The sequence below is a fragment of the Pontibacter sp. GD13 genome (assembly GCF_058216355.1).
This window is the reverse complement of sequence record NZ_JBYZMQ010000001.1, coordinates 484,919-508,275: the sequence shown is the minus strand read 5'-3', so window position 1 is coordinate 508,275 and position 23,357 is coordinate 484,919. Positions and strand designations below refer to the sequence as shown.

Sequence of the window (23,357 nt, the reverse complement as noted above, 5' to 3'; positions counted from 1 at the left end):
CGGCTATACCTACTCGGCTTTATTAGTCAGATCCTGCTCTATCTCATGTAGAAAAACACGGTCGATAGCCTCTTCCACGGAAGGGAGGATGTTTAAAACTGACTCTAGCTTAGAGATCGTGATGAGCTTCATGACATGGTCCTGAAGGCCGGTCATAATCAAAAGGCCGTTGGAGGAGTTACAAAGACGATTTGCGATTAGGATAGAGCTCAAACCGGAAGAGTCTGTGTACTTTACATTGTTCAGGTCAAGAATCAGGTTGGTAATTCCCTCAGCGTTCAACTTCACGAATTCAGACTTCAGGTCGGGAGCGATAGAAGTATCTAACTTCTTCTCATCTATCGTAATAATAGTGTAGTTTTCTTTCTTATCAATCGTGTACTTCATAGATCTACCTATAAGGATTTAAAAGCAAATGTACCAAATCTACATTATATATTGTAATGTTTGGTGCTAAAAAATGTTTTCTGTTACCTGCTTCTCAATTCGTTTGAGAGCATCTTTATAGTTTACTTTTTGAAAGCGTGTGCCTGTGAATACCTCAAATAGCTCAATGTAACGTGAAGATATCCTGTTTACTACATCATCTGTCATATCAGGTATCTGCTGTCCCTCTTTGCCCTGGAACCCATTTTCAATGAGCCACTGCCTTACAAACTCTTTCGAGAGCTGGCGTTGCGGCTCGTTGGCCTCCTGCCGCTCATTATACCCTTCGCTGTAGAAGTATCGGGAAGAGTCCGGGGTGTGTATCTCGTCAATCAGGTATACTTCCCCCTTGTACTTTCCGAACTCATACTTGGTGTCGACCAGGATCAGGCCCTGCTTTTTTGCCAGTTCGGTGCCTCGGGCAAAGAGGCTTCGCGTATAATGCTCTAATATAAGGTAATCTTGTTCGGATACAAATCCGTTCGCCAAAATTTCTTCTTTTGAAATGTCTTCGTCGTGTCCGGCATCGGCTTTTGTAGTTGGCGTAATGATGGGCTGTGGTAGTTTATCGTTCTCTTTCAGGCCCTCGGGCAGCGTAACACCACATACCGTACGACGGCCAGCCTTGTATTCGCGCCAGGCGTGCCCGGCCAGGTAACCGCGTATCACCATCTCTACTTTAAAAGGCTCGCAAAAATGGCCGATGGTTACGTTGGGGTCTGGGGTGGCAATTACCCAATTGGGTACAATATCGGAAGTGGCTTTTAAATTAAGGCTTGCGATCTGGTTCAGCACCTGCCCTTTATATGGAATAGCGCGGGGCAACACCACATCAAAAGCTGAAATACGGTCCGTGGCCACGATGGCTAATCTATCTTTAAAGTAGTAAACATCACGTACTTTACCTCTGTAAAAGCCGGTTTGTCCAGCAAAGGAAAAGTTGGTTTCTTCTATAGCCTCCATTCGGTCTGTTGCGTTATCTACGGACAAAGTTAATTATATTTTAGAAGGCAATAAAAAAAATGGCACTAAAGCATTTTGCTAAATTAGCGAGCTTAAAATATAGTTCAGAAAATATATAGGAGTATACTTAGCAGCAGTGGCTTTGGTTTTATACTTAGGAAGCTATAACTTGTATTTTGCTCTGAATATTCAATTAAGTATGCAGTGCTTTTTCTTCCGGACGATAGCTGATTATATTTTGGATCATCCCCCCGAAAATAATGAAATGGAAAGGTAACACGGCATACCAATAAAGCCGACCCAGAATTCCGTCTGGCCGGTAGGCTGCCAGTTGCTCCAGGTAGTTTCCGTCTGCTTCCTCGCTTATCCTAAACTGCAGCCATGCCTCGCCCGGTAATTTCATCTCGGCATAAAGCAACAGACGCTTGTTCTGTTTGTCGGCCACCAATACCCGCCAAAAGTCAATGGGGTCGCCTGCCTTCACATCGTTCGGACTTCTGCGACCGCGCCTTAGGCCTACGCCTCCCACCATCTTATCCATCAGCCCCCGAATTTTCCAGAGGAAGTCTGTTTTGTACCAACCGCGCTCGCCGCCTATGCTCCAAATGTTTTCCATCACTTCGTCCACAGGCCTGTCAAACTTTCGGCGTTGTTTGTCGGTGAGTACCCCGTGCTGGGGTATCTGCACAAAGTCCATGTAGTTCAGGTGCATGTTGCCGCTCACCAGCGCATCTTTCCAGCTGGAGAGTACCATGTTCTGTTCTATTTTATCAAAAGCAAGCGCGATAGCTTGCTCGTAGCGCAGACACTGATGCGGGATGATCTCTTTAATACTGAAATCTTTTACAACAGCATCGTTGCGCAGGCTGTCGACCAGGGTTTGAGCAAGATTATAGCTGGTGCTTGTTACAAAGTATAGCCAATAAGAAGATAGGCGCGGGGTGAGCACAGGCACCGAGATGATGAAGCGCTGCAGCCTGCGCACATGCGCCAGCTTCTGGATCATCTGTTTGTACGTGAGCACATCCGGGCCGCCGATCTCAAAGCGTTTCTGAAAGCAGGAAACATTGTTGAGGACCTCCGTCAGGTAATAAATTACATCCCGTATGGCAATTGGCTGGCATTTGGAGTCCAGCCACCGGGGGGTGATCATGACGGGGAGTTTTTCCACCAAGTCGCGGATGATCTCAAAGGAGGCGCTCCCTGAGCCAATGATGATGGCAGCGCGGAGCACCGTAACACTTGCCTTCGCCTGAACAAGTATGTTTTCCACGTTTAACCGCGACGCCAGGTGTTTTGAAAGGGATCTGTCGTTAGAAATGCCGCTCAGAAAGATCACTTGAAATGCAGCGGTAGTGTTAAGGTAAGCCACAAAGTTTTCGGCTGCTTGGGCCTCCAGGCTGTAGAAGTCCTTCCCGGTGCCACCCATCGAATGCACCAGGTAATAGGCTACATCAATATCGTGAGGTAACGCTGAAAGTGACGCCTGGCTTAAAAGATCACCTTTTACCACCTGTACTTTATCGCGCAAGGAATCGGGCACATCGAAGCGGCGCGGATCACGCACCATACAAACCACCTCATGCAGCTGCTCAATAAGCAGGGGCAGCAGGCGTTTCCCTATGTATCCGTTCGCACCAGTCAGCAGTATTTTCATGTTTCGTTCTTTACAAGATTCAAGTTGTATTCATGCATCACTATAAATTGCAACAGCCAAGGGGGAGGCTTGTTTCTTTAAAGAGAGCCGAACCTAGGAGACTGTTGCTTGTCCGTTTTTGAGAACATAGTTTTAATTGCACTTCTTGCGGTCCCTTTTGTTGCAGCCTGGTATGCTGGGTATTGTTTAATTACGCTTATTATACATACAGAAAAATAATATTTTGACATGAAGGGAAGCTGGTTTTAGACATTTTTATGAAAATAATATAACTATATAGCAAAAATAGATAATATGATGTTGTGGTGAGCCTTTTGTTGTAAAATGATGCCTTAAATTATAGCTATAAGCAGAAAGGGTTCGTACAATAATTATGTGATTTCAATAAAATTGTACGATAATGATAAAACGATATATACCCTTGCTCTTGAGCGTACTTGTTTTAGCGGGCCTCCCCTCTTGCAGACAAGACGACGGCTCCCCGATTCGCAACGTGCGCTTCGATCCTAATTTGTTAAGCCAGGCACGAGATGGCTCCTCATGTGCCTCTTACAGCTATTTTTACGAAGGGCAGCAAAAGGACCTGGGTGCTGTTTTTACAAGGCAGGTTATCATTGGTTTTGCTAATGGAACCTCACAGGCCGCTCAAAAAGAAGCAATGGGTAAGTATGGTTTTGTAAAAGGAATTAGCGGGAATCCGGTTTCAGCAAGCCTTTATACAGTTAGTTTAATGGATGGACTGAACTGTAACCAGACCGAGCAGGCGCTTCACATACTTAGTCGGGACAGAATGGTAACATATGCTGCACCTTTCTTCGTGCAGCAGTCAAGTTTGTTGGGTATAAGTAATGAAGCAATTGTAACCCTAAGCGATCAGAACACGGTCACACTAAACAGGTTGTTAATGGCTTACGGGGCTAAACAGGTACGTAACTTAAGCGAAAAGGTGTACCTGGTAAGCGTTGATAAAAATGCTAAGGGCAACGCCCTGGAACTGGCGAACTACTTGCATGGGCAGCCTGGCATTTTGCACGCAGAGCCGGATTTCGTTGTTTCGGCTAATCAACAACCGGCAGCCGTTATCTCAGGCCGCCGCGCTTTACGTGAAGAAATACAGTAGAACATAGTTTTTACCACTATAAACAGAAGCCCTCACACTCGACTTCAGGCGTGGGGGCTTCTGCTTGTAAAAGGCTATAGGTAAAGGGCTTTCGCTTTGTTGCGGAGGTTGTACTGCGAGGCCATTACCTCACCGTAGGCGCCTGCCGTATGTATGGCTATCAGGTCGCCCCGATCCGTTTCTGGCAGGCTTACCGCTTTGCCAAAGCAATCCGATGACTCACAGATCGGCCCCACCACATCATAGCGTACCTCTGGTTTTGCGCTGGTCAGGTTCTCAATTTTATGGTACGACTGGTAAAGGGCCGGGCGGATCAGCTCCGTCATGCCGGCATCCAGTATGGCAAAGTTCGTGGAAATGCCTTTCTTGATGTAGAGTACCTTGGACACCAGCGTGCCACACTGTGCCACCAAGGCCCGGCCAAGCTCAAAATGCACCTGTTGCCCCGGCCGCAGGTCCAGAAATTGGTTAAACAAGCTGAAATAAGCCGCAAAGTCAGGAATGGGCTGCTGCTCCGGATTGTAGTAGTCCACTCCCAGGCCGCCACCCACATTCACATGCTCCAGCAAAACGTTGCGCGCCACAAACCACTCTTGAAACTCATTTACCCGCGTGCACAGATTTTTAAAAACTGTCAGGTCCGTTATCTGGGAACCTATATGAAAGTGGATGCCGATCAACTGAATGTTTGTAAACAGTTGCAACTGCTGCAGCACATGCTCCAACTCCCAGGCGTTAATCCCGAACTTATTCTCCTCCAGGCCGGTGGTTATGTATTTGTGCGTTTTGGCGTTTACGTTTGGGTTAATGCGTAGCGCAATGCGGGCAGTCTTTCCCTTCAGTCCGGCCAACTCGTTCAGTACTTCCAGCTCGTGGCTCGATTCGCAGTTGAAGCAGAAGATGTCCTGGTCCAGGGCATAGTTTATTTCTTCATCTGACTTGCCCACGCCGGCAAACACAACCTGCTGGGGTGCAAAACCATTTTCAATGGCTGCTTTCACTTCGTTCCCGCTCACACAGTCGGCACCATATCCATGCTGGCGCATAGCGTTTAAGATAGGCTCGTTGGCATTGGCTTTAAGGGCATAGTGCACATGAAAATTATATTTGTCTGCTTCCTGCTTTGCCGTTTGCAGCGTCTGGCCAAGTAGCTCCATGTCATACACATAAAGCGGAGTCCCATGCTGCCGCAGCTCTTGTAGGTGTTGCTTAAGCATGTGGGTCGTTTCTCTCAAAGATTCCATCGTTCAACCTGGTTAGCGCCTCTACTTTATCTTCGGTATCTATTAAAAGGCTGATGTTGTTTTTACTGCCGCCATACGAGATCATGCGCAGCGGAATAGACTTGAGCGCCTCGAAGATCTTTAAACCGGATCCGCTGCGCTCAGCTATAAAGTCGCCTACCACACAAATAATGGACTGCTCCCGGTCTACTTCTACCTGCCCGAACTCCTTCAGTTCCTGCACGATCTCCTGCAGGAATTTAGCATTGTCGATCGTAAGCGATACCGCTACCTCCGAGGTGGTGATCATGTCGATGGGCGTTTTGTATCTTCCGAACACCTCAAACACACTCCGCAAAAAACCATAGGCCAGCAACATGCGCCCCGACTTGATCTTGATGGCAGTGATGCCATCTTTAGCGGCCACGGCCTTTATGTGCTCGCCGGTGCTCTTAGAGGTGATGATAGTGCCTTTGGCCTCCGGCTGCATCGTGTTCAGCAGGCGGACAGGTATATTTTTCTCCTTGGCCGGGTATACACTGCTTGGGTGCAGGATCTTGGCTCCGAAATAGGCCAGCTCAGCTGCCTCATCAAACGAAAGCTCGGCAATCGGGTAGGTGTCCTTTACAATGCGCGGGTCGTTGTTGTGCATGCCGTCGATGTCGGTCCAGATCTGTATCTCTTCTGCATTAGCGGCAGCGCCAATCAGGGAGGCCGAGTAGTCGGAGCCGCCGCGCTTCAGGTTATCGATCTCGCCAAAAGCATTCCTACAGATGTAGCCCTGCGTGACAAACAGTTTCTTACCCGGATGTTTTTCCAGTTCCGATTGCAGGTTTTTGGCGATAAAGGCAGTATCCGGCTCCTCGTTCTCATCTATCTTCATAAAACTGAGTGCCGGTAGTAGCACCGAAGGAATGTCCTGCTCCTGCAGGTAAAGCTGGAAAAGCGCCGTAGAGAGCAACTCGCCCTGTGCCAGCACCGCTCTCTCTTCGTGCACCGTGAAGAGGTCGAGTGTAAAAGAACGCAGGTAATTGAAGTGATTGTGCAGCAGATCTTCGGCCTGCTTTAGCTTGGCGCTGGAAGTATAGAACTCCTTTGCAACCTGTTTATATGTCTCGTGCAGCGCATCAATGAGCACGTTTGCTTCTTTGTTCCTGTTCTGGTGCAGCTGTTCAGCGATCTGCACTAACGCATTGGTGGTACCCGACATGGCCGAGAGCACTACAATCTTTGGCTCATCGTTGCGGATGAGCGAGGCCACGGCCTTCATTCTATCGGCAGAGCCCACGGAGGTGCCGCCGAATTTTAAGATTTTCATCTACGCGTCTTAAAAATAAAAATTTGAATACAAAAATAAGGCAGGAAGTTCAGAATATAAGTACACAGCCCCAAATAATATAAAACAGCAGAGGCTGCCCGGTAAGGCAGCCTCTGCTGTTTTATGCTCTGAAGCAGCGTCTAGCGGCTTTTCATGACTTTCAGCGTCGTGTTGATGTCAGGGCCGGAGAGGTGGAGGAAGTAGAGCCCGGAGCTGAGCGTGTGGAGCGGGAGCGCCAGCTCGTTGGCGCCGGCCTCCAGGCTCTGGCTCGTGCTGTACACCGCCTGGCCACGCAGGTTGACCACCTCCAGCAGCACCGGCTGGGCCGCCGGCAGGCTCAGGGCCAGGCGCAGCTCCTGGGCGAAGGGGTTGGGGAAGGCCTGGGCCGCCCCGCCCGCTGGCAGCGGGCCCATAACTACGGCAATGACCTTGCTGTAGCTGCTCTGGCCGCTGAAGTCTACCTGGCGCAGGCGGTAGTACGCCGCCCCCGTGCCCGGGCGCAGGTCGGCGTAGTGGTAGCGGCTGGCCTGGGCGGTGGTGCCCTTGCCCCTGACGGTGGCGATCAGCTCGAAGCTCTCCCCGTTGGCGCTGCGCTCCACCTCGAAGCGGTCGTTGTCCAGCTCCTGGGCCGTGGCCCACTCCAGCAACACCTTGCCCCCGGCAGCGCTGCCCGTGAAGGAGATGAGCTGCACGGGGAGAGGTTTTGTGCTGCCGATAAAGGCTGTTACACCCTGTCTGGCACTTTCGCAGCCGTTGGAGTTAAGTATAGACACGTAGTAAACGGTGCTCCTGGTGATGTAGGGTGTAGTAAAGCTGCTGCTTGTTTCTCCAGCAATAGGTGATCCGCCAGAATTGGTAGTATACCATTTATAGCTGACAGCGTTTGCTGCAGAAGCACTTAGGGGTACTGTTCCAGCATCAGCTCTGCTGCCGTCCGTTGTTGATGGTGCTGCAGGAATAGGAATAACGGTGGCTGTTACGGGAGTTCTGGATGTGCTCTCGCAGGTCGTGGAGGCGTTGTAAGTGGCAACGTAGTAGTTCGTGTTGGCAGCCACAGAAGGGGAATAGGTAGTTCCGGTATAAAGAAGATTGCCGGCTGATGAGGCGTCATACCAGCGTAAGGTTGTGCCGTCAGTTCCAGGTATGGCGCTCATGCTCACTGTGCCGGGGCCGCAGGTGGTGCCATTCGCTGGGGATGTTGGCTGGCCTGGTAAGGGATTAACCGTGGCGGTCACGGGTGTTCTACCACTTTCGCAAGTACCTGAAACAATAGCCACATAATAAGTGGTGGTGGTGCTCAGAGGGGTAGGGGTAGTGTAAGAAGCATTATTACCCAAGGATGTTCCACCTGTAGACACATCATACCAGCGGTAGTTACCCGCACTAGCACCTGAAGCTGTAAAAGTAAATGTCCTTGGTCCGCAGGTCGCGCCACTGTTGATTGTGGGTGTTGCCGGTGCTGCAGGTATAGGGTTAATAGTAGCTGTGACATTTGTTTTGGGGCTCTTGCAGCCGGCAGCGCTGACGGCCTCCACAGCGTAGGTGGAGGTGCTGCTCAGCGAAGCGGTGAGGGTGGCGCTCGTCGCCCCACTGATGAGGGTTCCGGTAGCGTCGTACCACTGGTAGCTGCCACCGGCCGGCGTACCTGAGGCGGTGAAGGTGAAAGTGCCGGGCCCGCAGCTCGTCGTTGGGTTGACAGTGGCTGTTGGGGCAGCGGGAATAGGGTTAATCGTGGCCGTTACTTGTCTTCTGGGCCCCTCGCACCCAGCGGCGTTAACAGCGGCCACAAAATAGTTGGTGGTGGTACTGATGCTCGAGGTGGTGTAGGTGGCCGTAGTGGCAAGTGAACTCCCACCCGTGGCTGTCGCGTACCAGTTATAGGTGGCAGGAGAGCCTGAGGCGTTTAGCGTCACAGTTCCGATGCCACATCTGGAGCCACCAATTACACTTGGGGCTGTAGGGGTTGGGTTAACTAAAATTTGTGCTGTGTAATACCATCCCTGTGCACCCCCATTATTAGTGTAAAGAGCGCGATAAAAACCACTATTATTTGGAGTGAGACTGGCTGTTAATGTATAAATTGGCTGAGTAGCCCCAGGTATAATCGTATATGTACCAGTAGCTCCTGTTGGACTATATTCCCACCATCTAAAGATGTGTCCATTGGGAGCAGAACCATTAGAATCAATAAAGTAACTTTTCCCATCACACACATTTGACTGAGCCTGCGCAGCACCAGCTGCTGTAAAAAACAATCCGGCTAAAAATAAATTTAAAAGCACAAGTTTAGGATATTTCAACAGTTTAAAACCTGGAGCTTTTTCTTCATTATTACTAGCAGTGATAAGTATAACTTTTTTCATCCGTTGGCAGCAAATTGTAATTGGGTGTATTCTGGTAACAAGTAGTGGATCAACAATTATTCTTTTTTTCTGCCTTTAAGCAAAAATAGTACCCATATATTAGGCTATGTTAGTGCTTAAACATAGATGCGTTATATGCAAAAGATGCCGCAGATGAATATTTATGAGTTATAATTTATGTTTTTATTGTTCAATATTATAATGCATCACCTTGACTAGGGATTCTATAAATGGGATAGATTTTTAAGCTTTATGGAAAATTGGTTTTACAAATAATAGGCAACTACTGAAATGCGTTGAAAATCTTAAATATAATATTTCTTATATTATACTTTGCAAGGGGAGTTTCGGATGTATATATTGAACAGTTCGTAATTTTGCCATGGTTAATCGCTATTTAAAGCCTTACCTTGGGCTCTATAAAAACTCAAATCTTTAACTGTATAGCCTCCGGATTTCAATTGAAACGTTTATATTTCCATTAGTTTTTGATTAGAATAATGGCAACCACCAAAATATTAGATTTTCCGTAAAAACTTACCTATCATTTTAATACTAGAGCTGTCATTTTTTAATTTCTTGAATTACCTCCTTTTAAAACAGCAGAGGCTGCCCGGTAAGGCAGCCTCTGCTGTTTTATGCTCTGAAGCAGCGTCTAGCGGCTTTTCATGACTTTCAGCGTCGTGTTGATGTCAGGGCCGGAGAGGTGGAGGAAGTAGAGCCCGGAGCTGAGCGTGTGGAGCGGGAGCGCCAGCTCGTTGGCGCCGGCCTCCAGGCTCTGGCTCGTGCTGTACACCGCCTGGCCACGCAGGTTGACCACCTCCAGCAGCACCGGCTGGGCCGCCGGCAGGCTCAGGGCCAGGCGCAGCTCCTGGGCGAAGGGGTTGGGGAAGGCCTGGGCCGCCCCGCCCGCTGGCAGCGGGCCCATAACTACGGCAATGACCTTGCTGTAGCTGCTCCGGCCGCTGAAGTCTACCTGGCGCAGGCGGTAGTACGCCGCCCCCGTGCCCGGGCGCAGGTCGGTGTAGTGGTAGCGGCTGGCCTGGGCGGTGGTGCCCTTGCCCCTGACGGTGGCGATCAGCTCGAAGCTCTCCCCGTTGGCGCTGCGCTCCACCTCGAAGCGGTCGTTGTCCAGCTCCTGGGCCGTGGCCCACTCCAGCAGAACCTTGCCCCCGGCTGCGCTGCCCGTGAAGGAGATGAGCTGTACGGGAAGGGGAGAGGGAGCCGTTGGCGCGCTGCCCCTGTCATACATCCGGATCTGCAAGGGTGTACTGGATGCAACTGACTTAGCATCTGTGGTGCTGGTGGTAAAGTTGTAGGTTCCTGCTTTAAGCAGCGATGTGTTCGTAACTGTAAGGTAAACTTTTATGCCAATTACCGAAAGTGCCGTTCCTGGAGGCAGAATACCACTGGTCTGCAGATAACTGGCAATACCGCCATCCACATCTGATATTACCGCTAGCGTATCTTTTAAAGCATACTCATCAATAAATTTAGTGGTTTTCACAATGGCCGTGGGCACACAGTTCTTTATAATTGTAACGGAGCTGGATGTAGCTGCCGCGCCACAAGTTGCCCCTACCGTCCAGGTGAAAACATAGGTGCCAGAGGTAAGGCCTGTTACGGTTGTATTTGCCGAGCCAGGAGTGGTTATTACGCCGCCAGTTCCGCTTGTTTTAGACCATGTTCCGGTGCCAGGCGCCGGGTTGCTGCCCTGAAGTGTTACGGTAGTTCCGCAAACGGTTTGTTTTGGACCTGCCGAGACAACTGCTGCAGAACCGTTGCTTACCGTGACAGTTGGTTCAGAAATTAGGGTTGCTGTGCAAGTTCCTAGAGTAACCTTGATCTGGTATGTTTTGGTGCCAACTGTATTAATGTTACCAGTTGACAAAGTGCGCGTGCCGCTGTTGCCAACAACACTAACTAATACAACAAGAGGGTTACTTTTTTCGACCAGACTATAGAGATGGGTTGCATCTTCAGTACTGAAGCTAAAGTCTACAGAGGCGCCAGGGCAAACTGTAGAAGTCGAAGGAGTGACAGCCTGATTTACGACAGGTCCGGTTCGGGTAATGGTTACTTTATTGGCATTTACGTTTTCAGCTTTGCAGCCGCCATCTACCCTTGTAATAATAACGCCGAATTCAGTTGTTTGACTTATAGGTATGGCCGGGAAACTGATGTCACCGGTAACAGTTGGTTCAATAGCATCGCCAACTTTATTTTTACTAACATTGTAAATAAGCTGATAAGAATACCCAGCAGTTGCGTTAGTGACAGTGATTACGCTGGAAGTGCCGGGACAACTACTGGTTGGATTTGTGGCACTCAGTGCAAAATTATTAGGCACAGGTCCGTAAACCCCTACAGTTAAGTTGCCACCTATTTTGTATTTGCAACTTGCCCCAACTTTAACGGTTTGTACAAAAAGCACTTTCCCGTCGTCTGCGCTTGCCAAAGCGAATGTTTCCAGGTTCAACGCACCTCCAGTACCAAGCACTGAGTAACTGAACAAGCTTGCCTGAGCATCCGTTTGGCTGCTTGTTCTGATGTAGACATTGTAAATAGTGCCAGCTTCTGAGTTATTAAGTTTAACGGTGGCTTTATCAGCTGGACAATACTTTGCCTGTGAGAGGCTGGTGGTGATAGACTGATCGGCAGGTTTACACTGTACCTCAACCTCGGCTGAGGGAGCGCTTTCACAGGATAAGCCAGTAGAATTTTTTGCGCGAACCGTTAATTTCGCGCCTGCATAAAGCTCAAAGGGAGAAATGTTTGAAATGGTCCAGACATCGCCTGTCTGCGCAATTACAGGAGCAAGGTTCCCATTGTTGTCACGGTATGGTTCACCGTTTATGTGTAGAGTTACAGAAGATCCAGCAGGTGCTCTACCAGAAACACTGGTATTACCTTCCACAATGGCTGGAGTGGTGTTAATAGAAAGTATAGTTGGTGCGTAAGCCGTGCTAATTGTTACAGGGGCTGAAGCGGTACTTATAAGTTTATTAGGTGCTTTTGCTGTTGCCGTTATATTTTCTCCTCCAAGTATGGTGGTAAAGCCTGTAGCCGTCCAAAACCCAGAAGCATTAACATACGCATGAGGACCAGCCGGATTCGTAATTAATGTGCCATTTCTATAAATCCTGATTTCTGTGCCTGCGGCCTCAGTGGATGTTCCTGAGATAGAGGTGGTGTTACCGCAATAAGTTCCTGTTATTACTGGTGCTTGACTCGTGGCCTCACCAACTATGGCTCCATTAGATCTGGCAGACATACCGCATCCTGTAGGAACTGCTGCTCGGGCATAAAACACGTCTCCTTTTATCAGAATCAGGCCTGATATATCATACGTTTTTGTAGTTCCGGAAGTGGTTGAAGGTGGATTAATGCTTACTCCATTTTGTGTTAAGGTAATTGTAGAACCAGATACAGGAAAGGTTACCACTAATGATTTTGAAACTGTTGTTAAGTTAGATGTTATTGTTGGAGCTGCAGAAGTTGTAGAATTTGACGTGCATATTTCAGCTGACCTGGCAGAGGTGCAATTTCCTGAAGCTGAATTGGCCGGTGTTAATGTAGCATAGTATATACCGGGATCAAATTTTATATTACTCTTCTCAAAACCAACACTGCCATACATGGGCGCCGTAAAAACTCCAGTAGAAGCATATAGTACGGGAGTAGAGGTAGAAGTTGCTCTGTAATACAGGTTTAAAACAAACTGTCCTGCTGCAGTTATGTCAACTATAATATCTTTTGTGTTTGAAGTGAAGCTTATTAACCCAGGAGAAGCCAAAGGACAGTCAACGTAGGGGGCAGCCGTAGCCAGCACGGTAACTGACGTTGAGCTGTTAGAAACGGTTTTTCCAATTGGCTTTACGGTTGCTGTGATTACATCACCAGCGTTTAAAGTAATCCCTGATGTTGAGAATGTCCAGGCACCGTATTGATCCGCCGTTGTTGTTCCGATACTGACCCCATTCCTATAGATAGTTATTACTGACCCTGAAGCCTCAGTCGATGAACCAGAAATAGTAGTACTACTCGTATATATAGGATTGTTAACAGTGGGGGCAGTGGCCTTCACCAAGGGAAACCCTCCCGTCTGAATGCCAGTTGGAGTAGTAGGAGTGTAACTCCCGATGATATCCTTTAAAGCCCCGGTTAAATTGCCGCTATACTTCGTGTCATCCACGCCGCCAATATCCGAAGCAACACCAAAAAGGCCGCTCTTGGCGCTGGTTACAGTTACGCCCGTCATTCGAATGGGAGTACTGGCCGTAAGCCCACTGCCAAAAGCAGCAATTGGCACGTAAAAATCATAAAAATAATCAGGGTCTCCTCCTCCTGTAGATACGGCCAAAGATTTCTGTGAGTACTGGTCTACGGAGCCATTAAATATCTGTGGACCAGCAGCATCTACCGTAGTTGGGGTGGCATTTACATTGGCGCTGTGGTTATAAATGCGTACATCGAAATTTGTGGTTAGAACAACCTCGTATTCAAACCCTGGGTTTTTACCTGTACTATTTAGCGTATTGTTTGTGTCGATCAATATACTATACCCTTTCGAAGCAGTGGACTGCCCGGCTAGGCGTACTCTGAAAAGCAGATTGGTGCCATCAAAATAACTGGCTAAAGGAGAGGAGCCTGCTCCTTTAGGAGCATAATCCGTATGACCATACTTTGCCCCCGTAGAAAGGTCGGAGAGCGGCTCATCCATAAAAACCGGGAAGGGTTTATAGTCTATCTCGCTGTAGGCTGCCCCTTCATCGTTACCATTTGTAAACCCAGTCTTGTCTTTAGAAACATAACCGTCACCGTTAGGATCCAATACCTTGTTTCCGCCGTTGATTGCAGGTTTGTAGATAAGTCCGGGAGTAATTACGGAGGGTTGAGCTTGGGTTCTCGTAACGCTGCCTAACATAGATATGGCCAGCGTTCCTAATGCAAGTAAGTAAAATATAATTTTTCTCATCCTTTGGCAACGGGTTATACTTAAGCTTCTTTAAGTAGCAGGTGGTGTAAATTTTATTCAATTATTCCGTGCCCGAAGTGCAAAAAACTGTCCTTTATATGGGTATTTTGGAATGTAGATTTGGTTGCCTTTGGATACAAGCAGGATAGAAATCCACGCCTTAAAACATTACATTTTATTATTGATAATAGAACACATGAAAAAATGTACATTTATAAGTTTAGTTTCGTATTGGGAAGCATAATTCCAAAATATGGAAAGGTGTTGAGAAAGGGATTAGAATGAGCAGTAGGAGGGAATAAAAAGTATTTAGAACTTTTTTAAGATAATACTCGTAGCGTTGCCTCCGAAACCAGCGGCATTCACAAGTACTCTTGTAAGTGTGCTATCAGCCTTAGTAGCGGTTAATAAGGAAGCATACGGGATAGGGGTAATGCTTTGGGACTGAAGGACCATGGATGCCAGTTCTATGCTCAAGGCCCCGGAGGCCCCAAGCGTGTGGCCGATCAGCCATTTGTTAGTGGTAAGGGCAGGTACGCCGTTTCCGAAAACAGCCTGGATGGCAGCTAACTCTGCCTTGTCTCCGGCGCGTGTGCCGGGTGTGTGTGTAACGATCAGGTCCACCTGACGATCATGCTCCTGTAACTGCTCCAAAGCCTGTCGCATCGACTTTTGAAAGGCAAAGCCTTCTGCTGAAATGCCTGTTTTACTCCCGATCTTTTCAAAGCCCATTCCTACTGCTTCAACTATCAGATCGCCGTGCTGTAAAAGGGACTCATCTACTTGCTCGAGGGCAAAAACTGCGGCTCCTTCACCCAGCACAAAGCTGCTTTGTTTGCCTGGTGCATAAGGCTGGCACGGGTAAGGGTGCCCTGTCAATTTAGAGTATATGCCAACCGCTTTCATCTGGGTAATGGTAAAAGGTGTGAGCGGTGCCTCGGTGCCCCCGGCCAGAAAGCGCCTGGCCATTCCAGCTTTTAACCAGGCCACCCCATTGGCAACAGCCATTAGTGCTGTGCTGCAGGTCATGGAATGGCTGATCTGGCCTCCTCCTGCATTTACCGCATGCGCCACCCAGCTGGAAAGGTTGCCTAAGGTAGTGGTAGGAGAGGAACTGGCCGAAATACTGCCATCCGGACTGGCCTGAAAACTGCTGAAGTACTGCTCGAACAAACCGGCAGCCCCGCGCGACGAGCCAATGTTTACAGCCAAGTCGTCCTGAGGTTGCGCATCGTCTCCCTCTTCAAGCCACCCTGCCGCCGCAGCTGCCTGCCTGGCGGCGTAAATGGCCAGCAAAACAGACCGATCGAGTTGGGGGTAGCTGGGGTTGGAAAGGACTAACTTCTGCAGCGCCTCTTCCGCTGACGAGCAGAGGGGGGCAATAGGTGTAGGTTGCCCGTTGTGAACGATGGAAGTGAAAGCTGGCTGCCCTGCATGGTAGGCCTGCAAAACCGAAGCAACATCCTGACCAAGTGGTGAAATGCTGCCTGCGCCTTTTATAACAATATGCTTTCGGTTCTCTGCCAACGCTTCTTTTATCTGTAGTCGATTAAAACAGCTACCGGCTTACCCCAGGAACTTTACAAACTGCCCGGCATAGGCCGCCACTGTTTCTTTACAGAAATCGGCTTCCTGACGAATGGAGGGCAAGCGGCGAAGGCCGGTATACTTGATGATAAAGTCTTCGGAACTCTGATTTTCCTCGCCGTTAAAAATGATTCCTGCCACAGGTATTTTACGGTAACGGAGCACTTCGGCGGTTAGCAAGGTATGATTTATACTTCCGAGGTAGTTTCTGGACACCAGTACCACTTCTAAACCCAACTGCTGCACCAGGTCCAGCATCAGGTAGCGCTTATTCAACGGGACCATCAGTCCGCCGGCCCCTTCCACTATCAGGGCGTTGTCAGTGTGTGGCAGGGTTAAGCCGTGCACATCAATTTCCACGCCTTCGGCGGCTGCGGCGCGATGCGGTGAGGCTGCCAGTTTAAGGCGGTAAGCTTCCGGGTGAAATACGGAAACAGGGTTAGATACCAGACTCATAACAGTGTCGGTGTCTGTGAAATCCAGGCCACCTGCCTGCACAGGTTTCCAGTAATCAGCATGTAGCGCTTCGGTAAGAATGGCGGCGGCAACTGTTTTGCCTACATCCGTACCAATGCCTGTAACAAAATAACGTTTCATGTTCCTTTGGCTATAGCCTGCACGAGGCTCTCAATTTCTTCGATCGTATTAAATGCGTGCACTATGATGCGTAAGCGCTCCCGGCCTTCCGGAACCGTAGGGCTAAGTATGGCGCGTGCGTCAAACCCTTGCTGCTGTAAGTCAATAGCAAGCAGTTTAAGTTGCTGTAAGTCGCTGCGCTCCAGAAAAACTGAAAGTATAACACTCTCTTCCGGGGCACAGCGAATACCCTTTGTTTTATTCAGTTGCTCAAACAGGTGCCGGGCCAATATTTTTACCTGCTCCCGTTCTTTTTTCATCTCCGGCAACAATGCGTAAGCGCTTTTCAGCGTTACAAGTGCGTGTGTCGGGAGGCCGGTTGTGTAGATAAACGCGCGGCTAAAGTTGATCAGGTAATCGCGCAGCACCCTCGACCCTACTACAGCGGCCCCGTGGCTGCCCATGGCTTTCCCGTAGGTGATAACCTGTGCAAAAACCTTATCCTCCAAGCCAAGCGCAACAGTAAGGCCCTCGCCATTTGGTCCGTAAAGACCAACAGCATGTGCTTCGTCTACGATCAAGGCCAGGCCTTGCGCATGGCAAAGCTGCGCCAGTTCTACCAAAGGGGCCTTGTCGCCATCCATGGAGTAAACAGACTCTACTACCACGTACACCGTTCCGGTTGCCAACTGAAGCTTTCGTTTCAGGTCAGCCAGGTTGTTATGCCGGAAGCTGATCTTTTTTGCAAAGCTCAGCCGCAAGCCATCTTTCATGGATGCATGGCTGGCTTCGTCGTAAAAAACGGTGTCGCCACGCTGGGGAAGGGCTGAAAGCAGCCCCACGTTCGCCGCATACCCGGAGTTGAACAGCAGTGCTGCCTCCCCGTGGTGGTAGCGGGCTATTGTTTGCTCCAGTTCGTCAAACAAAGTATGATTGCCAGCCAATAACCTGGAGCCGGTTGCCCCCAATGGCAGGTGCCTGTAGTTTTCCTCTTCCTGGCGAATGAGTGCCCGCAGTTTTTCTGAGCGCGCCAGGCCGAGGTAATCGTTAGAGCAAAAGTCTACGAGGCCGGCCGTGGTGGTAAGCTTGCGCAAGTTTCCCTGCGCGGCACGTTCTTCCAGCTTTTGCTGTAACTTTTTATGTAGGTCCATACGCGGTTATTATACCGCCTGTGGCTGTGCTTCTGCTTTAAAGGATTTTCGAGGAGACAGGCCTAAAAGTGCGAACATCGCCTTGTCCTGATCAAAATCAGGGTTAGGGGTCGTTAACAACTTCTCGCCTGTGAAAATGGAGTTAGCACCCGCCAGAAAGCACAATGCCTGTTCCGTTATATCCATCTGCTCGCGGCCCGCCGACAAGCGCACCATGGTTTTTGGCATCAGGATACGGGCCGTGGCGATCATGCGTACCATTTCCCAAACAGAAACGCGTGGCTGGTTTTCCAGTGGCGTTCCTTTAACAGGTACCAGGGCGTTTACCGGCACAGACTCCGGATGCTGCACCAGGGTAGAAAGCGTATGCAGCATGCCAATACGGTCTTCATCTGTTTCGCCGAGGCCAATGATGCCCCCGGAGCAAACCGAGATTCCTGCTTTACGCACGTTGTCGATGGTATCCAGGCGATCTCCGTAGGTGCGGGTTGTGATGATGTTGGAATAGTTTTCCTCCGAGGTGTCCAGGTTGTGGTTGTAGGCGTACAGGCCGGCTTCTTTCAGCTTTTCGGCCTGGTATTCGTTCACCATCCCCAGGGTGCAGCAAACCTCCAGGCCCATTTCGTTCACGCCCTTCACCATGTCGAGCACCTTATCGAAGTCGCGGTTGTCGCGCACCTCACGCCAGGCGGCACCCATGCAGAAACGGGTAGAGCCGCCATCCTTGGCGCGCTGGGCGGCATTAATCACCTGCTGCTGGTCCAGGAGTTTGTGCACATCTACGCCTGTATGGAAACGCGCTGCCTGCGGACAGTATGAACAATCCTCGGGGCAGCCACCGGTTTTTACAGAAAGGAGCGTACAAACCTGCACCTCGCCGGTAGCCTGGTACTGCTGGTGCACCTGGGCTGCCTTCACGATCAGTTCCAGTACAGGTTGGTTGTAGATCTCCTTTATTTCCTCCAGACTCCAGTTGGTGCGGATGTCTGTGTTTTGTCCGTTTTGCGTCATGGTACTCGTATTTAGATTACGAAGGTAATTTGAAGATTTAGGAATTAAAAATCAATATTATGGGCAGTTTCCGTGTATAATTAGTTAACTAATTCAGTTACTGTACTATTCCTGTGGATAAAATGGTTTGTGAATTTGTGAATAATTTTTCGCGGTTTCTCATTTGGCAAGGCTGGTGGAGGGGGAAAGAGATATTTCCTGCCTGAAGTCCGGAGAATTTACACCCTTTGCCTTCATCAAGGCAAAAAATGATAAAGATGGGAATGGTTTTTAAATGAAGGAAGGAAAGGTGTAGAAGACCGGTAAAAATGGCAACAGGTCTATTGTTTAGGTTTGATAGGGATCCATACCTCTTCCTCTGCTTCGGGGGAGGAGGGGTCATACTTTGCGCACATCACCTCAAAGTGTGGGCGGTTATCCAGTGTATAAGGAGCGGCAGGCAGCCACACATCAAAAATATAAGCTAAAGTTTTAGGGAAAGTGTCGGGTTTGCCCTTATGCACAAACACGGCGTAAAGCCCGCCGGGTAAAATGTACGCCTCCATGTGATCGGGTACTAGTGCACTGGCTGTTACCTCTACAGCGGCCAACTTGTCAAAATAAGTATCGGGTGTAAACTGAAGCAGGGAATTTAATTCGCCAAAATCCTGCACTGAATAAAAGCTGCTACCTATACGATCGGTGATCTCTTTAACGCGTGGCTTAAAGCCACTCCAAAGCTCAAAAGTCCTGTTTTCGGCCAAAAAAGTATGAATTTTCTGGCCAATTAGTTTCCTTTCAGGAACACAAAGTATGTTTGGTTGCAAAGTATGGCGGATTTGAATTGATGATTTGTGTTTAGAAAAAATATGGCATGCATTTGTGTAACCCAATGGAAAATGGTGTAGAAACAACCACTTTTAAAGTTTCCAGTAGTTACTGGCTGTTATTTCTTTTTGCTTTTTTAATAAACCCCAATACAGCTCTATTTTTCTTCCAGAACCTCACCGTTGCGGTAAACGCGGGTTTTGATCAGCTTCCCTTCTTTGTCATAATACTTCCAGGTGCCGGTTTCACGGTTGTTCCTGAATTGGCCCAGTACCTCTACTTTTCCATCCTCAAAGTAACCCTTATAAGGCCCGAAGCGGCGTCCGTCTTTGTGATTGGTTTCAGATTTTAGTTTGCCTGATGAATAATAGGCATAGCTCAGGCCGATGATCTTACTGTTTTCATACTTGTATTTTTCTTTCACCTGGCCATTATCATAGTATACCAGCTTTTCACCGACCTGTATACCCGCGTTATAGTTTTCGGAAACCTGAACCGGCTTACCAGGAGCATCAAAGTATGTTTTCCAGTTTCCTTGCTTTTTGGACGCCTTCATTTGCTCCTCTGCTTTAATGTTGCCGGAAGGGTAATAGCTGGTGGTTTTAGTGTCATCGCCGTTATTGCTGCCAATAATATCTTCTTTCAGCTTGCCATCTTCGTAAAAATATTGTGCAGAACCGTTTATCGCCCCGTTCTTATAGTTGATCACGCTACGGGGCTTGCCGCTTTCGTAAAATGCTTTAGCCTGACCGTGCATTTTACCACCTGAAAAGCTGCCTTCGGTGCTGAGCTGCCCGTTGCGGTAATAACTTCTGAAACTGCCGTTTTTCTTGCCCGCCTCGTTCATGGTCTCTGTCTGCAGCTGTCCGTTATCAAAGTATGTTTTGTATGGCCCCACCACCATGCCGTTGCTGTAGGTTGCATCAGACTCCAGCTTGCCATTCGGGAAGTATGTTTTAGCCGGGCCGTCCTGCTGGCTGTTCTTGTAGGCTATCTCGGAGCGCAGCTGGCCCTCCTTGTAATACTCCCGCACCGTTCCCTCTGGAAAGCCCTTCACAAACGCCGCTTCCTTTTTAATGGTACCATCAGGGTTGTAGGTCTTGAAAATGCCGGATTGCTGGTCGTTCTCATAGTTGCCCTCCTGTAGCAGCTTGCCGTTTTGCTGAAATGCTTTAAAGGGCCCTTGCATCACACCGTTTACATAATTGACCTGTAACTTTACCTGGCTATTAGGGTAATACTCCGTATAAATGCTATCCTTTTTGCCCGCCACAAATTTTACAACTGCCTCCTGCGCGCCATCCAGGTAATAGCGGTTATAGTAACCCACAATGGCCGAATCGGGCAACTGAATATGATAGACCTCTTTTACAGCGCTTTGGTCCTGGGGGTGATAGGTAACGACTTTCTGCTGCGCGCTTGCCACCTGCTGAAAGAGGCAAAAGACTATAAGCAGGAACAGGTATTTTGGCATAGGTATAATCGATTAAGCGTTGGTCTGGGGCTGTTCTTAAAAACGTTCAGGCTGATTCCAGCGTTTTCTTTAACAGTTCGGCAAGCGTTTACATTCAAAAAGGATAGCCACCGCACAAAAAAGGAGCCTTACGTTTAACGTAAGGCTCCCTGCAAATTGTATGCCTTTGCGGCAAATTACATTTTTTCTATCACGATGGAGGAGGCGCCGCCGCCCCCGTTGCAAATACCGGTTACCCCGATCTTGCCTCCTTTTTTATCCAGCACATTGCAAAGCGTTACCAGGATACGGGCACCGGAAGCGCCCAGCGGGTGACCAAGCGAGACAGCGCCACCGTACACATTCACGTTGTTGCCTTCCAGGCCAAGCTTTTGGTTATTGGCAATCGAAACGACAGAGAATGCCTCGTTGATCTCATAGAAATCTACATCAGCAGCATCCACGCCGGCATTTTTAAGCGCTTTCGGAATAGCCAAAGATGGGGTAGTGGTAAACCAGATCGGGTCCTGCTCCGCATCGGCAAAACCAAGTATTTTGGCGATTGGCTTCACACCCAGTTCCTCGGCTTTCTCTTTGCTCATCAGTACAAGTGCTGCAGCCCCGTCGTTTAGCGTAGAAGCATTGGCAGCCGTTACGGTACCAGCCTTGTCGAACACAGGTCGCAGGCCAGGGATCTTATCAAAATTCACTTTTTTGTATTCTTCGTCCTCTGAAACGATGATCGGGTCTTTGCCGCGCTGCGGGATCTCTACCGGAACAATTTCATCCTTCAACAGACCTTTTTCGGCAGCCTCGGCTACTTTTTTATAGGAGCCAATGGCGTATTCGTCCTGCATCTCACGGGTGATGTGCATTTCTTTCGCCGTGTTTTCAGCGGCATTGCCCATGTGGAAGTCGTTGTATACATCCCAAAGGCCATCGCGCAGCAAGCCGTCAATCATTTGCCCATGGCCCAGCTTAGCTCCAAATCGGGCTTTATCCAGGTAATAAGGCACATTAGACATACTTTCCATGCCGCCTGCCACTATTACATCTTTATGGCCCAGCATGATGGCCTGCGCTGCAAACATAACTGCTTTAGAGCCGGAAGCGCATACTTTGTTCACGGTGGTGCACTCTACCTCGTAGCCCAGGCCGGCGAACACAGCAGCTTGCCGGGCAGGTGCCTGGCCAACACCCGCCGAGATCACGTTACCCATGATCACTTCCTGTACTTCTGACTTATCGATGCCTGCTTTCTCCAGTGCTCTTTTAATGGCGGCAGCGCCCAATTGTGTGGCGCTAAGGCTTGCCAGGGTACCTCCAAAGCTTCCGATAGGCGTACGGACAGCCGAAACTATATATACTTCTTTGACTTGCATAGTAAGAGTTAGGTTAAGTTTTGTCGTGTGAAATTACCTTTTTTCGGCCTCAAAACCAAACGTTCGTTAGCTAATTATAGGCGCCGGAACAGAAGCTGCCATTCTTCAGGACGAGGTGGAAAAGCGAACAGATTTTCTATTTGTTGCGCAAGTTTTTTATAGAGTAAGAGGTAAAAGGTGCCGTTGACGGTAAAGGACGGTTTATGACATAGCCCTTGCTACCACGGGAATTTATTGAGCGAAAAAAAGGAGCAGTTCTGAGCTGCTCCTTTTTTGGATATGAATCCGAATAATAAATCAATGCTTGTTTACTTAATCGCGCCGCAGGCAACAGGCAAGGTGGCCATATACTCCCCATCGACAGTCATCCCGTGCAATACGATTACATTGTTCTGTAGAGGCAACAGGTCAGCTGTCACATCAAATGTCATGGTATAATCAATAGTGCCATCCGGTGCGGTTGGGAAAGGCGCTAGAGGTTGTAACACCGAGCCATAGAAGGGTGCTCCTTCCCCAATGTCGATCAGGCCATCTCCATTAGTGTCAGCTGACATGGGTGGGCATTTGGCGTTTTTGTTGCTTTTCACAAACCCGTGGATGTGTTGTGGGTGCAACATGCCCGCCTCCAGGCCACTGGCCATAACGTGTACCGTAACCTTGTCGCCCATTAAGGTTAAAGTTGCCGTGCCGTTCACTCCAGAACCATTCAAGGCCATAAGGTCTACGTTATAGGTCTTGTTTAAATTAAAAGATTTTGCGCGGTGTGCATCCTGCGAATTTTGTGCCTGTAACATATTGGCATCCGGTGATACCTCATCGGACTGACACGAAGAGAATGCGAAAAGAGAGCATATTGCTACAGCTGTTGTAGCTTTTGTCAATAAGTTTTTCATAGTTATATAGTTTGGTTTGTTATATATACTATCTAAAACCGTTAAAAAAACCACATTAATGATTTTAAGCGGTAAACGAACATATATTATTAGAGAGTGGTGCCAATAAAGAAGGGAAGAACCGATCCAGGGTTTTGTGACAACCTGCAAATAAGTGGTTTAATACAAAGATAGAGGGCTTGTTGAAAACAGATATAAACGGTATATTAATAAATTAAAAAAACATTTTACAGGATACACAGTATGTAGACCTTTAAACGTTTGATCTTTAGATTTCTCCAATTGCAGAAGGGTAGTGCAGGTAGTGTGCTGGCCGGAAGGCAATAATAGTTTGAATAAAAAGATCGGGCCTTTCCAGCTATGAAAGTTTAGAGCCGCGCGAGATTATTTGCGTGGCTTTTTCATGTATAGCCAGCCACTCTGCTGTTTGGCTGGCAGAAGTGCTTTGT

General features: G+C 48.7%; 16 protein-coding genes. 1 reads left to right on the top strand and 15 read right to left on the bottom strand.

The window, feature by feature from the left end; translation table 11 throughout:
* Nucleotides 1-9: 9 nt before the first annotated feature.
* The 3 genes from AC4BAN_RS01990 to AC4BAN_RS01980 all read right to left on the bottom strand — a co-directional run bounded on the left by AC4BAN_RS01990 (nt 10) and on the right by AC4BAN_RS01980 (nt 3,046).
* Nucleotides 10-387, bottom strand: coding sequence for an STAS domain-containing protein (locus tag AC4BAN_RS01990; RefSeq protein WP_490562685.1), 378 nt, complete (start codon nt 385-387; stop codon nt 10-12).
* A gap of 66 nt (nt 388-453) precedes the next feature.
* Nucleotides 454-1,389, bottom strand: coding sequence for a phosphoribosylaminoimidazolesuccinocarboxamide synthase (locus AC4BAN_RS01985; protein ID WP_490562983.1), 936 nt, complete (start codon nt 1,387-1,389; stop codon nt 454-456).
* 193 nt (nt 1,390-1,582) lie between these two features.
* Complete coding sequence (locus AC4BAN_RS01980; RefSeq protein ID WP_490562684.1) at nt 1,583-3,046, bottom strand: SDR family oxidoreductase; 1,464 nt, start codon at nt 3,044-3,046, stop codon at nt 1,583-1,585.
* A gap of 400 nt (nt 3,047-3,446) precedes the next feature.
* On the opposite strand from AC4BAN_RS01980, the gene AC4BAN_RS01975 reads away from it, so the two are divergent.
* A complete protein-coding gene (locus tag AC4BAN_RS01975; protein WP_490562683.1) occupies nt 3,447-4,166 on the top strand; it encodes a hypothetical protein in 720 nt (239 codons plus the stop codon).
* A 74-nt stretch (nt 4,167-4,240) separates the two neighbouring features.
* On the opposite strand, the gene lysA is transcribed toward AC4BAN_RS01975, so the two are convergent.
* The 12 genes from lysA to AC4BAN_RS01915 form a co-directional block, all read right to left on the bottom strand.
* Nucleotides 4,241-5,383 (bottom strand): diaminopimelate decarboxylase, encoded by a 1,143-nt coding sequence (gene lysA, locus AC4BAN_RS01970; protein WP_490562682.1) that lies wholly within the window; start codon nt 5,381-5,383, stop codon nt 4,241-4,243.
* Complete coding sequence (locus AC4BAN_RS01965; RefSeq protein WP_490562681.1) at nt 5,376-6,707, bottom strand: aspartate kinase; 1,332 nt, start codon at nt 6,705-6,707, stop codon at nt 5,376-5,378. Before AC4BAN_RS01965 ends, lysA begins: the two co-directional genes overlap by 8 nt.
* Nucleotides 6,708-6,847: 140 nt before the next feature.
* Complete coding sequence (locus AC4BAN_RS01960) at nt 6,848-9,070, bottom strand: Ig-like domain-containing protein (RefSeq protein WP_490562680.1); 2,223 nt, start codon at nt 9,068-9,070, stop codon at nt 6,848-6,850.
* 655 nt (nt 9,071-9,725) lie between these two features.
* Nucleotides 9,726-14,048, bottom strand: coding sequence for a T9SS type A sorting domain-containing protein (locus AC4BAN_RS01955; protein WP_490562679.1), 4,323 nt, complete (start codon nt 14,046-14,048; stop codon nt 9,726-9,728).
* Nucleotides 14,049-14,357: 309 nt separating this feature from the next.
* Nucleotides 14,358-15,575 (bottom strand): beta-ketoacyl synthase N-terminal-like domain-containing protein, encoded by a 1,218-nt coding sequence (locus AC4BAN_RS01950; protein ID WP_490562678.1) that lies wholly within the window; start codon nt 15,573-15,575, stop codon nt 14,358-14,360.
* 39 nt (nt 15,576-15,614) lie between these two features.
* A complete protein-coding gene (gene bioD / locus AC4BAN_RS01945; RefSeq protein WP_490562677.1) occupies nt 15,615-16,232 on the bottom strand; it encodes a dethiobiotin synthase in 618 nt (205 codons plus the stop codon).
* Entirely contained in the window at nt 16,229-17,362 is a 1,134-nt protein-coding gene (locus AC4BAN_RS01940) for an aminotransferase class I/II-fold pyridoxal phosphate-dependent enzyme (protein WP_490562676.1), read from the bottom strand. Before AC4BAN_RS01940 ends, bioD begins: the two co-directional genes overlap by 4 nt.
* A 9-nt stretch (nt 17,363-17,371) precedes the next feature.
* Entirely contained in the window at nt 17,372-18,373 is a 1,002-nt protein-coding gene (gene bioB, locus AC4BAN_RS01935; protein ID WP_490562675.1) for a biotin synthase BioB, read from the bottom strand.
* 320 nt (nt 18,374-18,693) lie between these two features.
* Nucleotides 18,694-19,179 (bottom strand): GyrI-like domain-containing protein, encoded by a 486-nt coding sequence (locus AC4BAN_RS01930; protein WP_490562674.1) that lies wholly within the window; start codon nt 19,177-19,179, stop codon nt 18,694-18,696.
* A gap of 158 nt (nt 19,180-19,337) precedes the next feature.
* Nucleotides 19,338-20,654: a toxin-antitoxin system YwqK family antitoxin gene (locus tag AC4BAN_RS01925; protein WP_490562673.1), complete on the bottom strand. Its 1,317-nt coding sequence runs from the start codon at nt 20,652-20,654 to the stop codon at nt 19,338-19,340.
* Nucleotides 20,655-20,830: 176 nt separating this feature from the next.
* The gene (locus AC4BAN_RS01920; RefSeq protein WP_490562672.1) at nt 20,831-22,015 is read right to left on the bottom strand and encodes an acetyl-CoA C-acyltransferase; all 1,185 of its coding nucleotides are present in this window, start codon (nt 22,013-22,015) and stop codon (nt 20,831-20,833) included.
* A gap of 308 nt (nt 22,016-22,323) precedes the next feature.
* Entirely contained in the window at nt 22,324-22,908 is a 585-nt protein-coding gene (locus tag AC4BAN_RS01915) for a hypothetical protein (RefSeq protein ID WP_490562671.1), read from the bottom strand.
* Nucleotides 22,909-23,357: the final 449 nt, after the last annotated feature.